Source organism: Luteimonas sp. 8-5 (assembly GCF_029763755.1).
In the GTDB taxonomy this organism is placed as follows: Bacteria; Pseudomonadota; Gammaproteobacteria; order Xanthomonadales; family Xanthomonadaceae; genus Cognatiluteimonas.
Window position 1 is genome coordinate 37,029 of sequence record NZ_JARUVM010000030.1, and the last position, 13,678, is coordinate 50,706.

13 protein-coding genes and 1 pseudogene are annotated in these 13,678 nt (G+C 71.0%); 7 read left to right on the plus strand and 7 right to left on the minus strand.

Annotation, left to right across the window (positions count from 1 at the left end; genetic code table 11):
- Positions 1 to 6 precede the first annotated feature (6 nt).
- A complete protein-coding gene (locus QAA18_RS05285) occupies positions 7 to 1,125 on the minus strand; it encodes an efflux RND transporter periplasmic adaptor subunit (protein ID WP_279411630.1) in 1,119 nt (372 codons plus the stop codon).
- A 78-nt stretch (positions 1,126 to 1,203) separates the two neighbouring features.
- Here QAA18_RS05285 and QAA18_RS05290 point away from each other — a divergent pair, with 78 nt between their 5' ends.
- The 3 genes from QAA18_RS05290 to QAA18_RS05300 all read left to right on the plus strand — a co-directional run bounded on the left by QAA18_RS05290 (position 1,204) and on the right by QAA18_RS05300 (position 4,164).
- The gene (locus QAA18_RS05290) at positions 1,204 to 1,860 is read left to right on the plus strand and encodes a TetR/AcrR family transcriptional regulator (protein ID WP_279411633.1); all 657 of its coding nucleotides are present in this window, start codon (positions 1,204 to 1,206) and stop codon (positions 1,858 to 1,860) included.
- A gap of 153 nt (positions 1,861 to 2,013) precedes the next feature.
- Positions 2,014 to 2,697: a protein-L-isoaspartate O-methyltransferase gene (locus QAA18_RS05295; protein ID WP_279411635.1), complete on the plus strand. Its 684-nt coding sequence runs from the start codon at positions 2,014 to 2,016 to the stop codon at positions 2,695 to 2,697.
- A gap of 33 nt (positions 2,698 to 2,730) precedes the next feature.
- Complete coding sequence (locus tag QAA18_RS05300) at positions 2,731 to 4,164, plus strand: TolC family outer membrane protein (protein WP_279411637.1); 1,434 nt, start codon at positions 2,731 to 2,733, stop codon at positions 4,162 to 4,164.
- Positions 4,165 to 4,170: 6 nt separating this feature from the next.
- On the opposite strand, the gene waaA is transcribed toward QAA18_RS05300, so the two are convergent.
- Positions 4,171 to 5,481, minus strand: coding sequence for a lipid IV(A) 3-deoxy-D-manno-octulosonic acid transferase (gene waaA / locus QAA18_RS05305; RefSeq protein ID WP_279411638.1), 1,311 nt, complete (start codon positions 5,479 to 5,481; stop codon positions 4,171 to 4,173).
- Positions 5,482 to 5,516: 35 nt separating this feature from the next.
- Here waaA and lpxL point away from each other — a divergent pair, with 35 nt between their 5' ends.
- Complete coding sequence (gene lpxL / locus QAA18_RS05310; protein ID WP_279411640.1) at positions 5,517 to 6,437, plus strand: LpxL/LpxP family Kdo(2)-lipid IV(A) lauroyl/palmitoleoyl acyltransferase; 921 nt, start codon at positions 5,517 to 5,519, stop codon at positions 6,435 to 6,437.
- Here lpxL and QAA18_RS05315 read toward each other — a convergent pair.
- Genes QAA18_RS05315 through QAA18_RS05330 form a run of 4 tightly spaced genes read right to left on the minus strand, consistent with a single transcriptional unit; the run spans position 6,434 to position 10,064 of the window.
- Positions 6,434 to 7,774, minus strand: coding sequence for an O-antigen ligase (locus QAA18_RS05315; protein ID WP_279411643.1), 1,341 nt, complete (start codon positions 7,772 to 7,774; stop codon positions 6,434 to 6,436). The genes lpxL and QAA18_RS05315 overlap by 4 nt on opposite strands.
- Positions 7,749 to 8,867, minus strand: a complete 1,119-nt coding sequence (locus QAA18_RS05320; RefSeq protein ID WP_279411645.1) for a glycosyltransferase — start codon at positions 8,865 to 8,867, stop codon at positions 7,749 to 7,751. Before QAA18_RS05320 ends, QAA18_RS05315 begins: the two co-directional genes overlap by 26 nt.
- On the minus strand, positions 8,864 to 9,070 hold the full coding sequence (locus QAA18_RS05325) for a zinc-finger domain-containing protein (protein ID WP_279411647.1): 207 nt from the start codon (positions 9,068 to 9,070) through the stop codon (positions 8,864 to 8,866). The genes QAA18_RS05320 and QAA18_RS05325 overlap by 4 nt, the downstream gene beginning before the upstream one ends.
- Before the next feature lie 34 nt (positions 9,071 to 9,104).
- Positions 9,105 to 10,064 (minus strand): mitochondrial fission ELM1 family protein, encoded by a 960-nt coding sequence (locus QAA18_RS05330; protein WP_279411648.1) that lies wholly within the window; start codon positions 10,062 to 10,064, stop codon positions 9,105 to 9,107.
- 87 nt (positions 10,065 to 10,151) lie between these two features.
- Between QAA18_RS05330 and QAA18_RS05335 the strand changes: the two genes are divergently transcribed.
- From QAA18_RS05335 to QAA18_RS05345, 3 genes are read left to right on the plus strand one after another with little or no spacing between them, the layout of a single operon-like run.
- On the plus strand, positions 10,152 to 10,748 hold the full coding sequence (locus QAA18_RS05335; protein WP_279411650.1) for a malonic semialdehyde reductase: 597 nt from the start codon (positions 10,152 to 10,154) through the stop codon (positions 10,746 to 10,748).
- Between the two features lie 34 nt (positions 10,749 to 10,782).
- A complete protein-coding gene (locus tag QAA18_RS05340; RefSeq protein ID WP_279411652.1) occupies positions 10,783 to 11,373 on the plus strand; it encodes a YceI family protein in 591 nt (196 codons plus the stop codon).
- A gap of 5 nt (positions 11,374 to 11,378) precedes the next feature.
- Complete coding sequence (locus QAA18_RS05345; RefSeq protein ID WP_279411653.1) at positions 11,379 to 12,080, plus strand: pirin family protein; 702 nt, start codon at positions 11,379 to 11,381, stop codon at positions 12,078 to 12,080.
- On the opposite strand, the pseudogene QAA18_RS05350 reads toward QAA18_RS05345, so the two are convergent.
- Positions 12,077 to 13,678, minus strand: a pseudogene (locus QAA18_RS05350) (DUF294 nucleotidyltransferase-like domain-containing protein); the annotation flags it as partial. The gene QAA18_RS05345 and the pseudogene QAA18_RS05350 sit on opposite strands and share 4 nt — an antisense overlap.

Genomic DNA, 13,678 nt, shown 5'->3' on the forward strand with positions numbered 1-13,678 from the left:
CTGGGGTCAGTTCCCGGAAGCGGCGGCGAACACCGGCTTGTTGTCGCGATCGACCGCGACCACCGGCTCGTCCTCGCGCAGCAGGTGCCCGCCGGCGACGACGATCCAGTCGTCGGCGGCCAGGCCCTCGAGCACCGGTACGCGGTCCTCGCCGTACGGCCCGAGCACCACCGGCGCCAGGTGCAGCGTGTGCGTGCCCGGATCGACCACCCAGACGCCCGCGCCCTCGCCTTCGGCGCGACGCTGCACCGAGGCCAGCGGCACCGTCAATGCGGCCTTGCCGGTGCGTCCGCCCGCAGGTTCGAAGTACACCCGCGCGCTCTGGCCCAGTTCGACGTCGCCGCCCTCGTCGAGCGCGACGCGCGCGGCGAAAGTGCGGGTCTGCTGGTCGGCGGCCGGCGAGATCTCGCGGATCCGGGCAGGCAGTCGTTTGCCTTGCGCGCTCCACAACTCGACGGCGGCGCGCTGCCCGACAGTGAAGTCGTCGATGCTCACCTCCGGCAGCGCAATGGCGATTTCCCGCTGTCCTTCACCGGCCAGCCCGAACACCGTCTGCCCGGCGGCGACCACCTGCCCCGCCTCGGCCTGGCGCAGAGCGATCACGCCATCGGCGGGGGCGCGAAGCTCGGCGTAGCCCGCCTGGTTGCGGGCGACGTCCAGGTTCGCCCGCGCCGCCTTCGCCTGGCCTGCGGCGGCAGCGTGCGCGGCTTCCTGTGCCTGCAGTGCCGAACGGCTGACCAGTTGCTGCGCGGCGAGCTGCTCGTAGCGCGCCATATCCGCGGCCGCGCGTGCCAGTTCGGCCTCGGCCGCGGCGAGTTGCGCCTGCGCCGCGCTCGCCTGCAGCCGCAGGTCGCCGGGATCGAGTTCGGCCAGCAGTTGCCCGCGCTTCACGCGATCGCCTACGTCCACGAGGCGGCGCACCAGCTTGCCGCCGACGCGGAACGACAGTGCCGTCTCTTCTCGTGCCCGTACCTCGCCCGGATAGGCGAGCCCGGCCACGCCGGGTGCCGCCTCCGGATGCGCCACCAGCACTGGCCGCGGCGCGACCGCGGCTTCTTCGCCTGCGCTGCAGGCGGCAAGGGCGAACGACAGGATCGCGGCGGCTGCAAGCGTCTTCGCAGGCATGGGAAGTCCAGGCAATGGGGGATTAATGAACTGGTGGGTATGCTATAAATAACAAACCGGATAGTCTAGTATTGTGGCATGTCCCGCAAAGCCCCCGCGACACCCGCCAAATCCCCCGCCGCCCCCGGCCGTCCGAAGGACCTGGAAAAGGGTAGCGCGATCCTGGACGCCGCCCGCCGGCTGTTCACGACCCTGGGGTTCGACGGGGCCAGCATGGACCAGATAGCGGCCGCGGCCGGCGTCTCCAAGCTCACGGTCTACAGCCACTACGGCGACAAGGAGACCCTGTTCGCCGAGGTGGTCAAGTCCTATTGCGAGCAGCAGCTGCCGGCCTCCCTGTTCGAGATGCAGCCCGGCGTCCCGCTGCGCGACCGCCTGCTGGGCGTGGCCCGCGCGTTCTTCTCGATGATCGTCTCGTCCGAGGCCGTCGCCGGACACCGCATCCTGTGTTCGCCGCGGATGGCCGACTCGCCGCTGCCACGCATGTTCTGGGAAGCCGGGCCGCAACGGGTCCAGGACGCGTTCGCCGAGCTGCTGCGCCGGCGCATGGCCGTCGGTGAACTCGAGATCGACGACGTACCCCGGGCGGCCGCGCAGTTCTTCACCCTGCTCAAGGGCGAACCCCACGCGAAGCTGATGTTCGGCTGCCTCGGTGCCGAGCGCACCGAACAGGACACCGAGCGCCACCTCGCGGCCACGGTAGACATGTTCCTGCGGGCCTATGCGCGCCGCTGAGGCCGCGGCATTGCTCCCGGTGCCTTCGGTCGCGGTGACTTCTGGCACTCAGTGCCGGTGTGGTAGCACAGTCATCCTGTCCACGCCTTTCCGGTCCCGGCCGGGTAAAATCGCGGGTCCGGCATTCCGGCCGCCCCCCGCAAGAGAGCCTTGATGAACGCGTCGAACGACAGCACCAGCGCCTTTGCGCGCGCCCGCGAAGCGATGGTCGAACAGCAGGTCCGGCCCTGGGACGTGCTCGACAACCGGGTGCTCGAAGTGATGTCGCGCCTCCCGCGGGAAGCCTTCGTCGCCGAGAGCTATCGCGCGGTTGCGTACGCCGACCTGGAACTGCCGATCGGCCACGGCGAAACGATGATGAAGCCGGTGGTCGAAGGCCGCATGCTCCAGGCGCTTGCCCTGCAGCCGGGCGACGAAGTGCTGGAAATCGGCACCGGCAGCGGCTTCATCTCCGCATGCCTGGGCCAGCTGGCCGGTTCGGTGCTCAGCATCGAGCGCCATGCCGACCTGGCCGGAGCCGCGCGTGCGCGGCTGGACGCCACCGGCCTGGGCGGCAACGTCGCCATCGAAGTGGCCGACGCCCTCGCCTACGACACCGAGCGGCGCTTCGATGCGGTCTGCGTCACCGGCGCCGTCGACACCATCCCGGAGCGCTTCCTGCAGTGGCTGCGCCCGGGCGGTCGCCTGTTCGTGGTCCGCGGCCGCGCCCCGGCGATGGAAGCGGTGCTGGTGCGCCGCGATGGCGATGCGGTCAACGCCGCGCGCCCCGACTCGTTGTTCGAAACCGACCTCCCCTACCTTGCCGGCGCTGCGCCGGCCCCGCAGTTCATCCTGTAACCCGCGACTGCACACCCCACAAGGATTCACTCCATGATCCGACGCCCCCTCGCCCTGGCCCTCGCCATCGCCATGCTCCCGGTCGCCGGCGCCCACGCCGAAGACCTGCTGCAGACCTACGAGCTCGCCCGCATGGGCGACCCGCAGCTCTCGGCCGCCGAGTCCAGCCGCCTGGTTTCCAGGGAAGGCGCGGTGCAGGCGCGCGCGGCGCTGCTGCCGCAGCTCAACGGATCGGCCAGCTACAACCGTTCGAAGAGCGAAGGTCCGTCCAGCGACAACATCTTCGATCCGGTCACCAACGACTTCGTCCGCATCAACGGCGAGTCGGAAAGCACCACCAACACCCGCCGCGTCGGCGTCAACGTCGACCAGGTGCTGTTCGACTTCGGTGCGTTCAACCGCGTGCGCAGCCAGGGCGCGCTGAGCCGCGCGGCGGACTTCACCCTGGAATCGGCCGGCGATTCGCTGGTCACCCGCACCTCCAAGGCCTATTTCGACGTGCTGGTCGCGATCGAGACCCTGGCCGCCGCCGAGGCGCAGGAAACCGCGCTGAAGAAGCAGTTCGACTTCGCCAGCAAGCGCCTGGAAGTCGGCCTGGCGCCGATCACCGACGTGCACGAGGCGCGCGCCACCTACGACAGCGCCCGCGCCAACACCATCCTCACCCGCAACGCGCTGGAAGACGCCTACCAGGCGCTGGCCGAGATCACCGGCCAGCCGGTGCGCGACCTCAAGGGCCTGCCCGACGACTTCCAGCCCGCGCTGCCGGCCGACCACGACGCCGATGGCTGGGTCGCCACCGCCATCGACAACAACCCCGCGCTGAAGGCGCGCGAGCTGCAGCTGCAGGCGAGCGAGGCCGACATCAACGTCGCCCGCGCCAACCACCTGCCCACGCTCACCTTCGGTGGCAGCTGGGGCAAGAACGCCTCCTGGGGCGACAGCACCTTCACCAGCACCAACCCGCCGTTCAGCAGCACCTTCCCGACCGGCAGCGAGAGCCGCGGCCCGTCGTTCGGCGTCACCCTGAACGTGCCGATCTTCTCCGGCGGCGCCGACCAGTCGCGCGTGCGCCAGGCCGTCGCCCAGCGCGACATCGCCGCCGACGAACTCGAGCAGCAGAAGCGCGCGCTGGTGCGCAACACCCGCAACGCTTACCAGACCCTGGTCGCCGGTGTCAGCGAGGTCGAGGCACGCCGCCTGGCGCTGGTCTCGGCGCAGAGCGCCTACGACGCGTCGCAGGTCGGCCTGGAAGTGGGCACCCGCACCGTGATCGACGTGCTGATCAACCAGCAGAACCTGTTCGACGCGCAGCGCCAGTACTCGCTGGCCAAGTACAACTTCCTGCAGAACCGGCTGCTGCTCGAGCAGGCCGCGGGCACCCTCGACATCGAGGACGTGCGCGACATCAACCGCCTGCTGACCGTGGACGCCGACGCGAAGCTGCAGGATGGCGGCACGCAGTAAGCCGCATCACGGCGGCGGCAGGTCCGCCGCCACCAGGTCCAGGGTGCGGTTGAGCGCACCCCGGCCTTCCTCGACCAGGGCCTGGCCCGCCACCACCATGCGTTTGCGCAATGCCGCGTCGTCGAGCAATGCGGCCAGGTGGTGGCCGACCTCGTCGACGTCGTTGCCGACCAGCAGGGCCCCTGCCGCACGCAGGCGCGCGGCGATGTCGACGAAGTTGTGCAGGTGCGGCCCGGTCACGACCGCGGTGCCGGCCGCGGCCGGCTCGAGCAGGTTGTGTCCGCCGATGTCCTGCAGGCTGCCGCCGACGAAGGCGACGTCGGCACACCCGTAGAACGGCACCAGTTCGCCCAGCGTATCGATCACGAACACGCCGTCCTGGTCGTCCGGCCACTGCGTGAGCTTGCGCGTGGCCACGCGCCAGCCGGCTTCCACCGACTGCTGCGCGACGGCGCGGAAACGTTCCGGATGGCGCGCGGCCCACAGCAGCAGCAGGTCGGGCCAGCGCTCGCGCAGGCGCCGGTGCAGCGCGACCACGGCCTGCTCCTCGTCGGCATGGGTGCTGGCGGCGATCCATACCGGGCGCTCGCCGACCCGCGCACGGAACTCCGCGGTGAACGCCTCCGCACCCTCGAACGGCGCGATGTCGTACTTGAGGTTGCCGACGTCGCGGGTCGCCGCGGGATCGGCGCCGAGGTCGACGAAGCGCGCGGCATCGCCGGACGACTGGGCCAGCACGCCACGCAGCGTGTGCAGCGCGCGCCGCAGCAGCGGCCGCAGCAGCCGGTATCCGCGCAACGAGCGCTCCGAGAGCCGCGCATTGACGATCCACGCCGGAATGCCGTGGTCGCGGCAGCCGAACATCAGGTTGGGCCAGAGCTCGGTCTCCAGCACCAGGGCCACGCGCGGCCGGTAGTGACGCAGGAAGCGCGACACGGCGCCCGGCAAGTCGTAGGGCAGGTAGACGTGCTCGACCCTCTCGCCCCACAGCGCGCGGATCCGCGCCGATCCGGTCGGGGTGATGCTCGTCACCAGCAGGCGCACGCCCGGGCGCAGTGCCAGCAGCTTGTTGACCAGCGGCGCGGCGGCGTTGACCTCGCCCACCGAGACCGCGTGCACCCAGATGGTCGCGTCGTGGGCGGGCAGGCCGCCATAGGCCGCATAGCGCTCGTTCCAGCGCTGCAGGTATTCGCCCTGGCGGAAGCTGCGCCAGATCAGGTGGTAGATCGTGATCGGCAGCAACAGGTACAGCGCGGCCGAGTACAGGCCGCGCAGCACGCGTTCGGTGGAATCGGCTTCGTTGGCGTCGGCCGGCATGGCGACAGGATAAGCGAACACCATAGAATCGCGGCATGAGCGTATCGCCCACCAGCGCCGGCCCAGCGCCGCTCGGCCCGCGGCACTGGCCGATGTGGCTGCTGGTGGGGGCGATGGCCGCGCTCGCGCATCTGCCCTGGCCATTGCAGCGCGGCCTCGGCCGCGGGCTCGGCGCGTTCCTGCGCGTGGCCATGGGCTCGCGCCGGCGGGTCGCCGCGCGCAACCTCGAACTGTGCTTTCCCGGACTCGATGCGGCTGCGCGCCAGCGCCTGCTGCGCGCCAACTTCGCGGCACTTGGCATCGGCCTGTTCGAATTCGCGCGGGCCTGGTGGGGCCGGTTGCCGGTCGCCCCGCGCCAGGTGCAGTTGCACGGACTGGAACACCTGCAGGCCACGGTCGCCGCCGGGCGCGGCGTGATCCTCGTCTCGGGCCACTTCACCACCCTGGAGATCTGCGGGCGGTTGCTGTGCGGACACGTTCCGCTGGCGGGGATGTATCGACCGCATTCGCAGCCGGCACTGGAATGGGCGGTCAAGCGCGGCCGACTTCGCTATGCGACGGCGATGTTCAGCCGCGAGGAACTGCGACCGGCGATCCGCCATCTCAAGGACGGCGGCGTGCTGTGGTTCGCGCCCGACCAGGAAACGCGCCGCGGCGAGAGCGTGTACGTGCCGTTCTTCGGCAGGCCGGCTTCGAGCCTGACCTCCACCCACCAGATGGCGCGCCTGTCCGGAGCCACCGTGCTCGCGTTCGCGCACCAGCGCCGCGCCGACGGTGGATACGACCTGCGCCTCTCGCCGGCGTTCGACGATTTTCCGTCGCGCGACGCGACCGCGGACACCGCGTTGGTGATGGCGGAAATCGAAACGATGGTGCGCGCCGTGCCGGAGCAGTACCTGTGGATCCACCGTCGCTTCAAGCACCAGCCCGGCGGCGGCAGCGATCCCTACCGCTAGGCCTGGTGCCGCGCGCCGCTGTCGCGCCCGAGCAGGCTACCCGCGTACAGCGCGGCGAGCAGCAAGGTCAGCCCGCCCCAGAACGTCGAATAGAACGCGAGGTGGGTGTTGAACGGAAACACCGTCACCACCAGCGCGAGCATTGCCGGGCGCGCGTGCTCGCGCGCGGCATCGCCCGCATAGCGCCACGCGCGCCACGCCAGGGCCGCGCCGGCCAGCCAGCACAGCAGGCCCAGGAAGCCGGTTTCGCTCAGGATCTCCAGCACGATCTGGTGCGCATGCAACGCGGGCCCGTCGCCCCACGCCGGGGCCTCGCCCGGCGCGGGATCGCAGTCCGGGAACGCCTCGCGGAAGCCGCGTGCCCCCACGCCATTGACCGGATGCCTGCCGGCCATGCACATCGCGGCGCCCCAGATCTGCGTGCGCCCCGACAACGCGACGTCGACCCCTTCGGGATTGGCGGCCAGTGCATGCGCGGTGCGCTGCACGCGGTCGCGCACCTGCGGCGAGGTGGCGGTGAGCACGCCCAGCGCGATCGCACCGAACGCGAACACGCCCAACAGCCGCTTCCATCCCAGCAGTTGCCAGCCCGACAGGACCAGCGCCAGGCCGAAGGTGAGCCACGCCGCGCGCGCTCCGGCCAGCAGCACGACCAAGCCGATCGCGGCGGCAGCCACCATCCACCCCGCACTGCCGAAGCGCCGCGCGGCGACATGCAGGGCGAAGGGCGACAGGCTGGCCATGACCACGCCGAGCTTGAGGTTGCAGGGCCCGAGCACGCCGCTCAGGCGATCCACGCGCGCGGTCTCGGCGACGGGGCACATGCCGTGCCCGCTGATCGCCTGCTTGAGCGTGTCGATGCCCCAGAACAGGGGACTGGTGCCGGCAAGCGCCTGCACCAGTGCATCCACCGTCCACGCCGCGACGATGATCGCGAGGCCGCCCAGCGTCGTGCGCCGGCTCGAAGCATCGGCCACCGCGGCTGCCGCCAGCCACAGGAACGGCAGGTAGCGCAGGTCGACGATGGCTTCGCCGATCGCGCGCGGCTGGTCAATGGCATCGACCGCCGACAACAGCTCCGGCAGCCAGTAGGAACAGAACAGCACGCTGGTCAGTGCCCATGCCGGCCCGCTCAGCAGGCGGCTGCCGTCGCGGAAACGCACCAGCAGCAGGCGCACGATCGCCGCCAGCGCGCCCAGCACCATCACCGCCTCGGCGTAGCCGGGCGCGGGCCACAGCGCAACGAACGCCAGCACCCAGGCCGGCGCCCAGCGCCAGCCGACCGGCACCGGGGCCGGGGTGGGCGATGGATCAGCGGTTGCGGACAAGTTCGTCATACAGCGACAGCGTCGCCTCCTGCATTTCGCGCAAGGTGTGGGGCATCGTAACCGCAGGCGCTGCCGGCCGCGCGAGAAGATCCTGCGCGCGTGCCAGCAGCGCGCCGGCATCGAAGGGCGCCACCGCGCCCGCCGGCCACAGCGCGTGCAGCTGCTCGCCGACGCCGCCATGGTCCCAGCCCAGCACCGGGCGCCCGACCGACAGCGCTTCCAGCACGGTACGGCCGAACGCCTCGGGCTTGTGCGAAAGCTGCAGAACCAGGTCGCTGGCGGCGTAGGCGCGCGCGACCGCATCGGTGGGCGGCGTGATCGCGAGCTGGCCCACGACGCCGAGACTGGCGGCCAGGGCTTCGAGTTCGGCCACGTAGGCTGCCCGAGCCGCATCGCGCGCGCCGGGCATCCACAGTCGCGCATCCACGCCTTGCCCCCGCAGCGCCGCGAGCAAGCGCAATGCATCGGCATGTCCCTTTAGCCGGGTGCCCCGGCCCGGAAGCAGCAGCAACGGACCGTTGCCGCCCAGGGCCGGATGCAGGGCGGCAACCTCGGCCCTTGCCGCCGGATCCGGCAGCGGTGCCGCCGGAAAACGTCGTGGATCGATGCCGCGCGGAATCACCTGCAGCCGCGCCGGATCCACGCGCGGGTAATGCCTGGCCACGTAGTCGCGCACCGTGCGCGATACGCAGATCACCCGGTCGCCCGATGCCATGACCGCGCTGTAGCGCGACGGCGAATTGAGCCCGTGCACGGTAGTGACGAAGCGCGGCCCGCCGGCATTGCGGCCGCGCAGCGCGAAACGCGCCAGCCAGGCCGGCACCCGCGAGCGCGCATGCACGATGTCGACGCCCTCGCGTGCGAACAGCCGGCGCAAAGTGGCGACGTGGCGCAAGGCCAGCGGCGACTTGCGCCCGATGTCGAGTTCGAAGTGTCCGGCGCCGAGCGCACGCAGCGCAGGCACCAGCCGACCGCCGGCCGACACCACGAGGGCGCGGTGGCCTGCGCGCACCAGCGCCTCGGCGATCTCCAGGGTTGAACGTTCGACGCCGCCGGATTCGAGCGCCGGCAGCAACTGCACGACCGTCAGCGTTCGGGTCAATCGACCAGCACGAAGTGGGCGCCGCAGTACGGGCACTGGCTCTCGCCGCCCTCGGACTCGATCGGCAGGTAGACCCGCGGGTGCGAATTCCACAGCGCCATGGACGGCAGCGGGCAGCTCAGCGGCAGGTCCGCGCGCCGGACCTCGTAGCGCTGCTCGGCATTGGCGGGCGCTGAAGCGGTGTTGGGGGCGTGCTGGACCATCGCGCTGGAATCCACCTGTTGCGGAACCGCCATTTTACGCCAGCGCGAGGCGTTGGCGGACCTCGGCCGCGACCCTGGCGGTCTCGCGCAGCGGCCGGACCTCGAACGCGTCCAGCGGCCCGTGCAGCGCGCGCACCCGCCCGGCGCCGGCGAGCCCGTCGAGGAAGCCCCCGATGCGGCCGCGGACGCAGTGCGGGTCGGCGACGAACACCGGCGCGTTGGTGGCGCAGGCCTCCGACAGCATGTTCACCGAATCCGGCGTGCACACGATGCGATCTGCCCAGGCCAGCATTCCCGGATAGGGATTGGGGCCGTCGCTGGCGTCGAACCAGCAGCGCCTGCCGACGTGCGCGCAACGCGCCCGCAGGCGTTCGCGCAGGGCCGCCGGCGTACGCCGCGAGGCACTGAGCAGGAGACTGCCGCCTTCAGCGGCGACCGTGGCCGCGACCGTGTCGAACCAGCGGTCCAGGCTGGCGCCGTCGAAGCGCGCCGCCGCGGTAGGCCCACCGACCAGCAGCGTGGTCCGCGGGCCGGGCAAGGTCCCCAGCGCGGGGAACGCGGTACGCGCACGCGCCAGCCAGGCATCGTCGACCGGATGCAGGCTGCCCTGCAACGTGATCACGTTCGCCCCGGCCAGGCGGTCGTGCGCGGGCGCGACGACGATGTCCCAGTGTGCGGGCGACAGCCGCGGATCCAGCACCTGCACGACCTTCGCACCGCGCGCGCGCAACAACCGCGTGGCCAGCGCCGCCTGGCGCCCGCAGCCGATCGCCAGGCCAGGCGGCGCATCCAGTGCCTCGCGGAATCCATCGTCGAAGGCGCCCTCGGCGCCAGGCACGCGGCGCGGTGCGAGCCATCGCCATGGCGCCCTGGAACGCAGGGTCCATTCCAGCGGAGAGAGGTGCAGCGCGGCCGCCAGCGACTGCGCCTGGCGCACGTTGCCGGCATTGCCGTCGCTGAGGATCCAGGCCTGCTCGAACGCCGATCGTTCCATCACTGCGACCGTATGTTGCGGATTTGTCGACGGAATCCGGTGGTGGACACTCTACACTGTGGGCTTGCGATGGACACGGGACGTTACATGCCAGACACCACCACCCTTGAACAGCCTGCCCTTGAACAACTCTTCCTCAAGGCCCGCACCTACAACGCCTTTACCGGCGACGTCGACGATGCGCTGCTGCGCCGGCTGTACGACACCTTCAAGTTCGGCCCGACCCAGTCCAACACCTGCCCGGGACGCTTCGTGTTCGTGAAGTCGCCAGAAGGCAAGGCGAAACTCGGCCCGGCCCTGGACAAGGGCAATTACGCCAAGACCATGGCCGCGCCATGCACGGTGATCGTGGCCTACGACATGGCCTTCTACGACAAGATGCCGGTGCTGGCCCCGCACACCGATGCGCGCGGCTGGTTCTCCGACTCCCCGGAAGCCGAGCTGTATCGTGCCGCGCTGCGCAGCAGCAGCCTGCAGGGCGCCTACCTGATCCTGGCGGCGCGTGCGCTTGGCCTGGATTGCGGCCCCATGTCGGGCTTCGACACCGCCAAGGTCGACGCCGCCTTCTTCGCCGGGACTAAGATCCGTTCCAACTTCCTCGTCAACCTCGGCCGCGGCGAACCGTCCAGCGTGCATCCGCGCGCCCCGCGGCTGGAGTTCGACGAAACCTGCCGCATCGAATGACCCCACCGGACCCCCCTCTCAGGAGACTACCCCCATGAACCTCAAGCGCATTGCCCTCGCCACCGCCCTCTCGTTCGCCGTGTTCGGCGCCAACGCGGCGGAAGTCGCCTACACCATCGATCCGACCCATACCGTGGTGCTGGCCACCTGGAACCACTTCGGCTATTCCAATCCCAGCGCCAACTTCGGCGACGCCAGCGGCACCATCGTGTACGACGCCGAAGCGCCGGAGAAGTCGTCGGTGGAAGTGGTGCTGCCGATGTCCGGCATCGACAGCTTCGTGCCCAAGCTCGACGAGCACCTGAAGAGCGCCGACTTCTTCGACGCCGGGCAGTTCCCGCAGGCCACGTTCAAGAGCACCTCGGTGCGCGCCACCGGCGAAGGCCGCCTGGAGGTCACCGGCAACCTCGAGCTGCACGGCGTCACCAGGCCGGTCGTGCTCGACGTGACCCTCAACAAGGCCGCGCCGCACCCGATGGGCAAGACCCCGACCATCGGCTTCGATGCCTCCACCACGATCAAGCGCTCGGAGTTCGGCATCGACAAGTACGTGCCGATGGTCAGCGACGAGATCGCGCTGCGCATCACCACCGAAGCCAGCGCCAAGGCGCCGGAAGCGAAGTAAAGGCAATGATCTTCGAACGCCCCGGGACCGCGCGCGGCCTCGCGCGCTCGGACTGGCTCGACAGCCGGCACACCTTCTCGTTCGGGCACTACCACGACCCGGAGTGGATGGGCTTCGGCCCGCTGCGGGTCATCAACGAGGACCGGGTGTCGCCCGGCGGCGGATTCGCGCCGCACCGCCATGCCAACATGGAGATCCTCAGCTACGTGCTGTCGGGTGCGCTTGCGCACCGGGACAGCACCGGCGGCGGTGGCGTGCTGCGCCCGGGCGAACTGCAGTGGATGAGCGCCGGCCACGGGATCGAGCACAGCGAGTTCAACGCCTCGCAGGACGAGCCGGTGCACTTCCTGCAGATCTGGATCCAGCCCGACCGCGTGAACGCACCGCCGGACTACGCGCAACGTGCGTTCGACCCCGCACTGCGTCGCGGGCGCTGGGCCACGCTGGCCTCTCCCGACGGCGCCGGTGATAGCCTGGCGATCCGCCAGCAGGCGTGGTTGCGCGGCACGCTGCTCGAGGAAGGCGACAGCGTCGATTTCATCCCCGATCGCGGCCGACGCTACTGGCTGCACCTGGCCCGTGGCGAGGCCAGCGTCGAAGGCCGTCCGCTGCTCGCCGGCGATGCGCTGGGTTACGCTGGCGAATCCGCGCCGGTGCGCATCTCCGGTCGTGGCGCGGACGTGCTGCTGTTCGACCTGCCGGCCTAGCCGAACGCCGCCTGCCATGCCGCGCGGATCGCGGCACGCGCGCCCGCGATCGCGTCGTCCTCCGGCACCATCCGCCGGCGCCGGTCCAGGGTGCAGCGCAATCCGGCGTCGAGCAGCACCGCATGCGCCGCACACAGCGCATCGCGGCTCGCCGCATCGATCAACCCTGCGTCGCATGCGGCCTGTACCAGGCCCGGCGTGTCGCGCGGCCGGAGCAGGGCCGGGTGGGCGCCTGCTTCGCGCAACACGAGGTATTGCAGCAGGAACTCGAGGTCCACCAGGCCGGCTTCTCCCTGTTTCAGGTCGAAACCTCCCGGCCCGGTCCGGTCCAGCTCGGTGCGCATGCGGGCGCGCATCGCCGCCACGTCGGTGCGCAACCCCTCCGCGTCGCGCACCTGGGCCAGGACGCTGTCGCGCACGGATTCGAATCGCGCGCACAAGCCGGGATCCCCGGCTACGCAGCGCGCGCGCACCAGCGCCTGGTGTTCCCAGGTCCACGCGCGTTGGCGCTGGTACTCGGCAAAGCCGGCCAGCGGCGAGACCAGCAACCCCTTCGCACCATCCGGGCGCAGCCGCACGTCGACATCGAACAGACGGCCGGCGGCGGTCACCGTACCCAGCAAGGCGACGATCTTCTGCGCCAGCCGTGCGAACCAGCGCGACGCCTCGAGCGGCCTGGGGCCGCCGGACAATGCGTCGCCACCCGCTTCGGTACCCGGGTCGTAGAGGAACACCAGGTCCAGGTCGGAACCGAACCCGATCTCCTCGCCGCCGAGGCTGCCGTAACCGACTACCGCGAAGCGCGAGCCGGCAATGACGCCGTGCGCGCCCGCCATCTCGCGTTCGGCAAGGCGCACCACCACCGACACCACCGCATCGGCCAGCCAGGCCAGTTGCCGCACGCTGTCCTGCGCGCCCTGGCGCTGGTCCAGCGTGGCCAGCGCAATGCGGAAGCTCAGCGCCTGGCGCGTCTCGTTGAGCGCAAGCAGCGCCGCTTCCGGATCCTCCTGCGCCAGCGCGGCGTCGCAGGCCGCGATCATGGCCTCGCGCCCGGGCAGGTTCCCGGACACGCGCACGTCCAGCAGTTCGTCCAGCAGCAGCGGGTGCGCGGCCAGGCGCTCGCCCAGCAGGGCGCTGCGCGCGAGCACCGAGACCAGTCGCTGCAGGGCCGCCGGCTGCTCGTCCAGCAGCGCCAGGTAGCTGGCACGGCGCAGGATGTTGTGCAGCAACGGCAGCAGGCGGCGCAGCGCCGCATCGGGTTGCGGCGACATGGCGGCGCTGTCGAGCAACGCCGGCAGCACGCGGTCCATGCGCGCGCGCGCGTTGTCCGACAGCGCGCGCAGCGACGGTGCGCGCGCGAGATCGCGCAACGCCGCGTCGGCGCTGGCCGGCTCCTCGAACCCGGCATCGGCCAGGACCTGCATGTCGCCCGCATCCGGCAACGCGCGCCAGTACAGCGCCAGGGTGTTGGGCGCATCGCGGCGACGCCGCGGCGCGAGCAGTTCGGCGAACTCGCTGGCGACGAAGCCGCGATGCCGGCCAAGCGCTTCCAGCAATCCCGGCCAGCCGTCGAATCCAAGCGTGGCGGCCATCCGTGC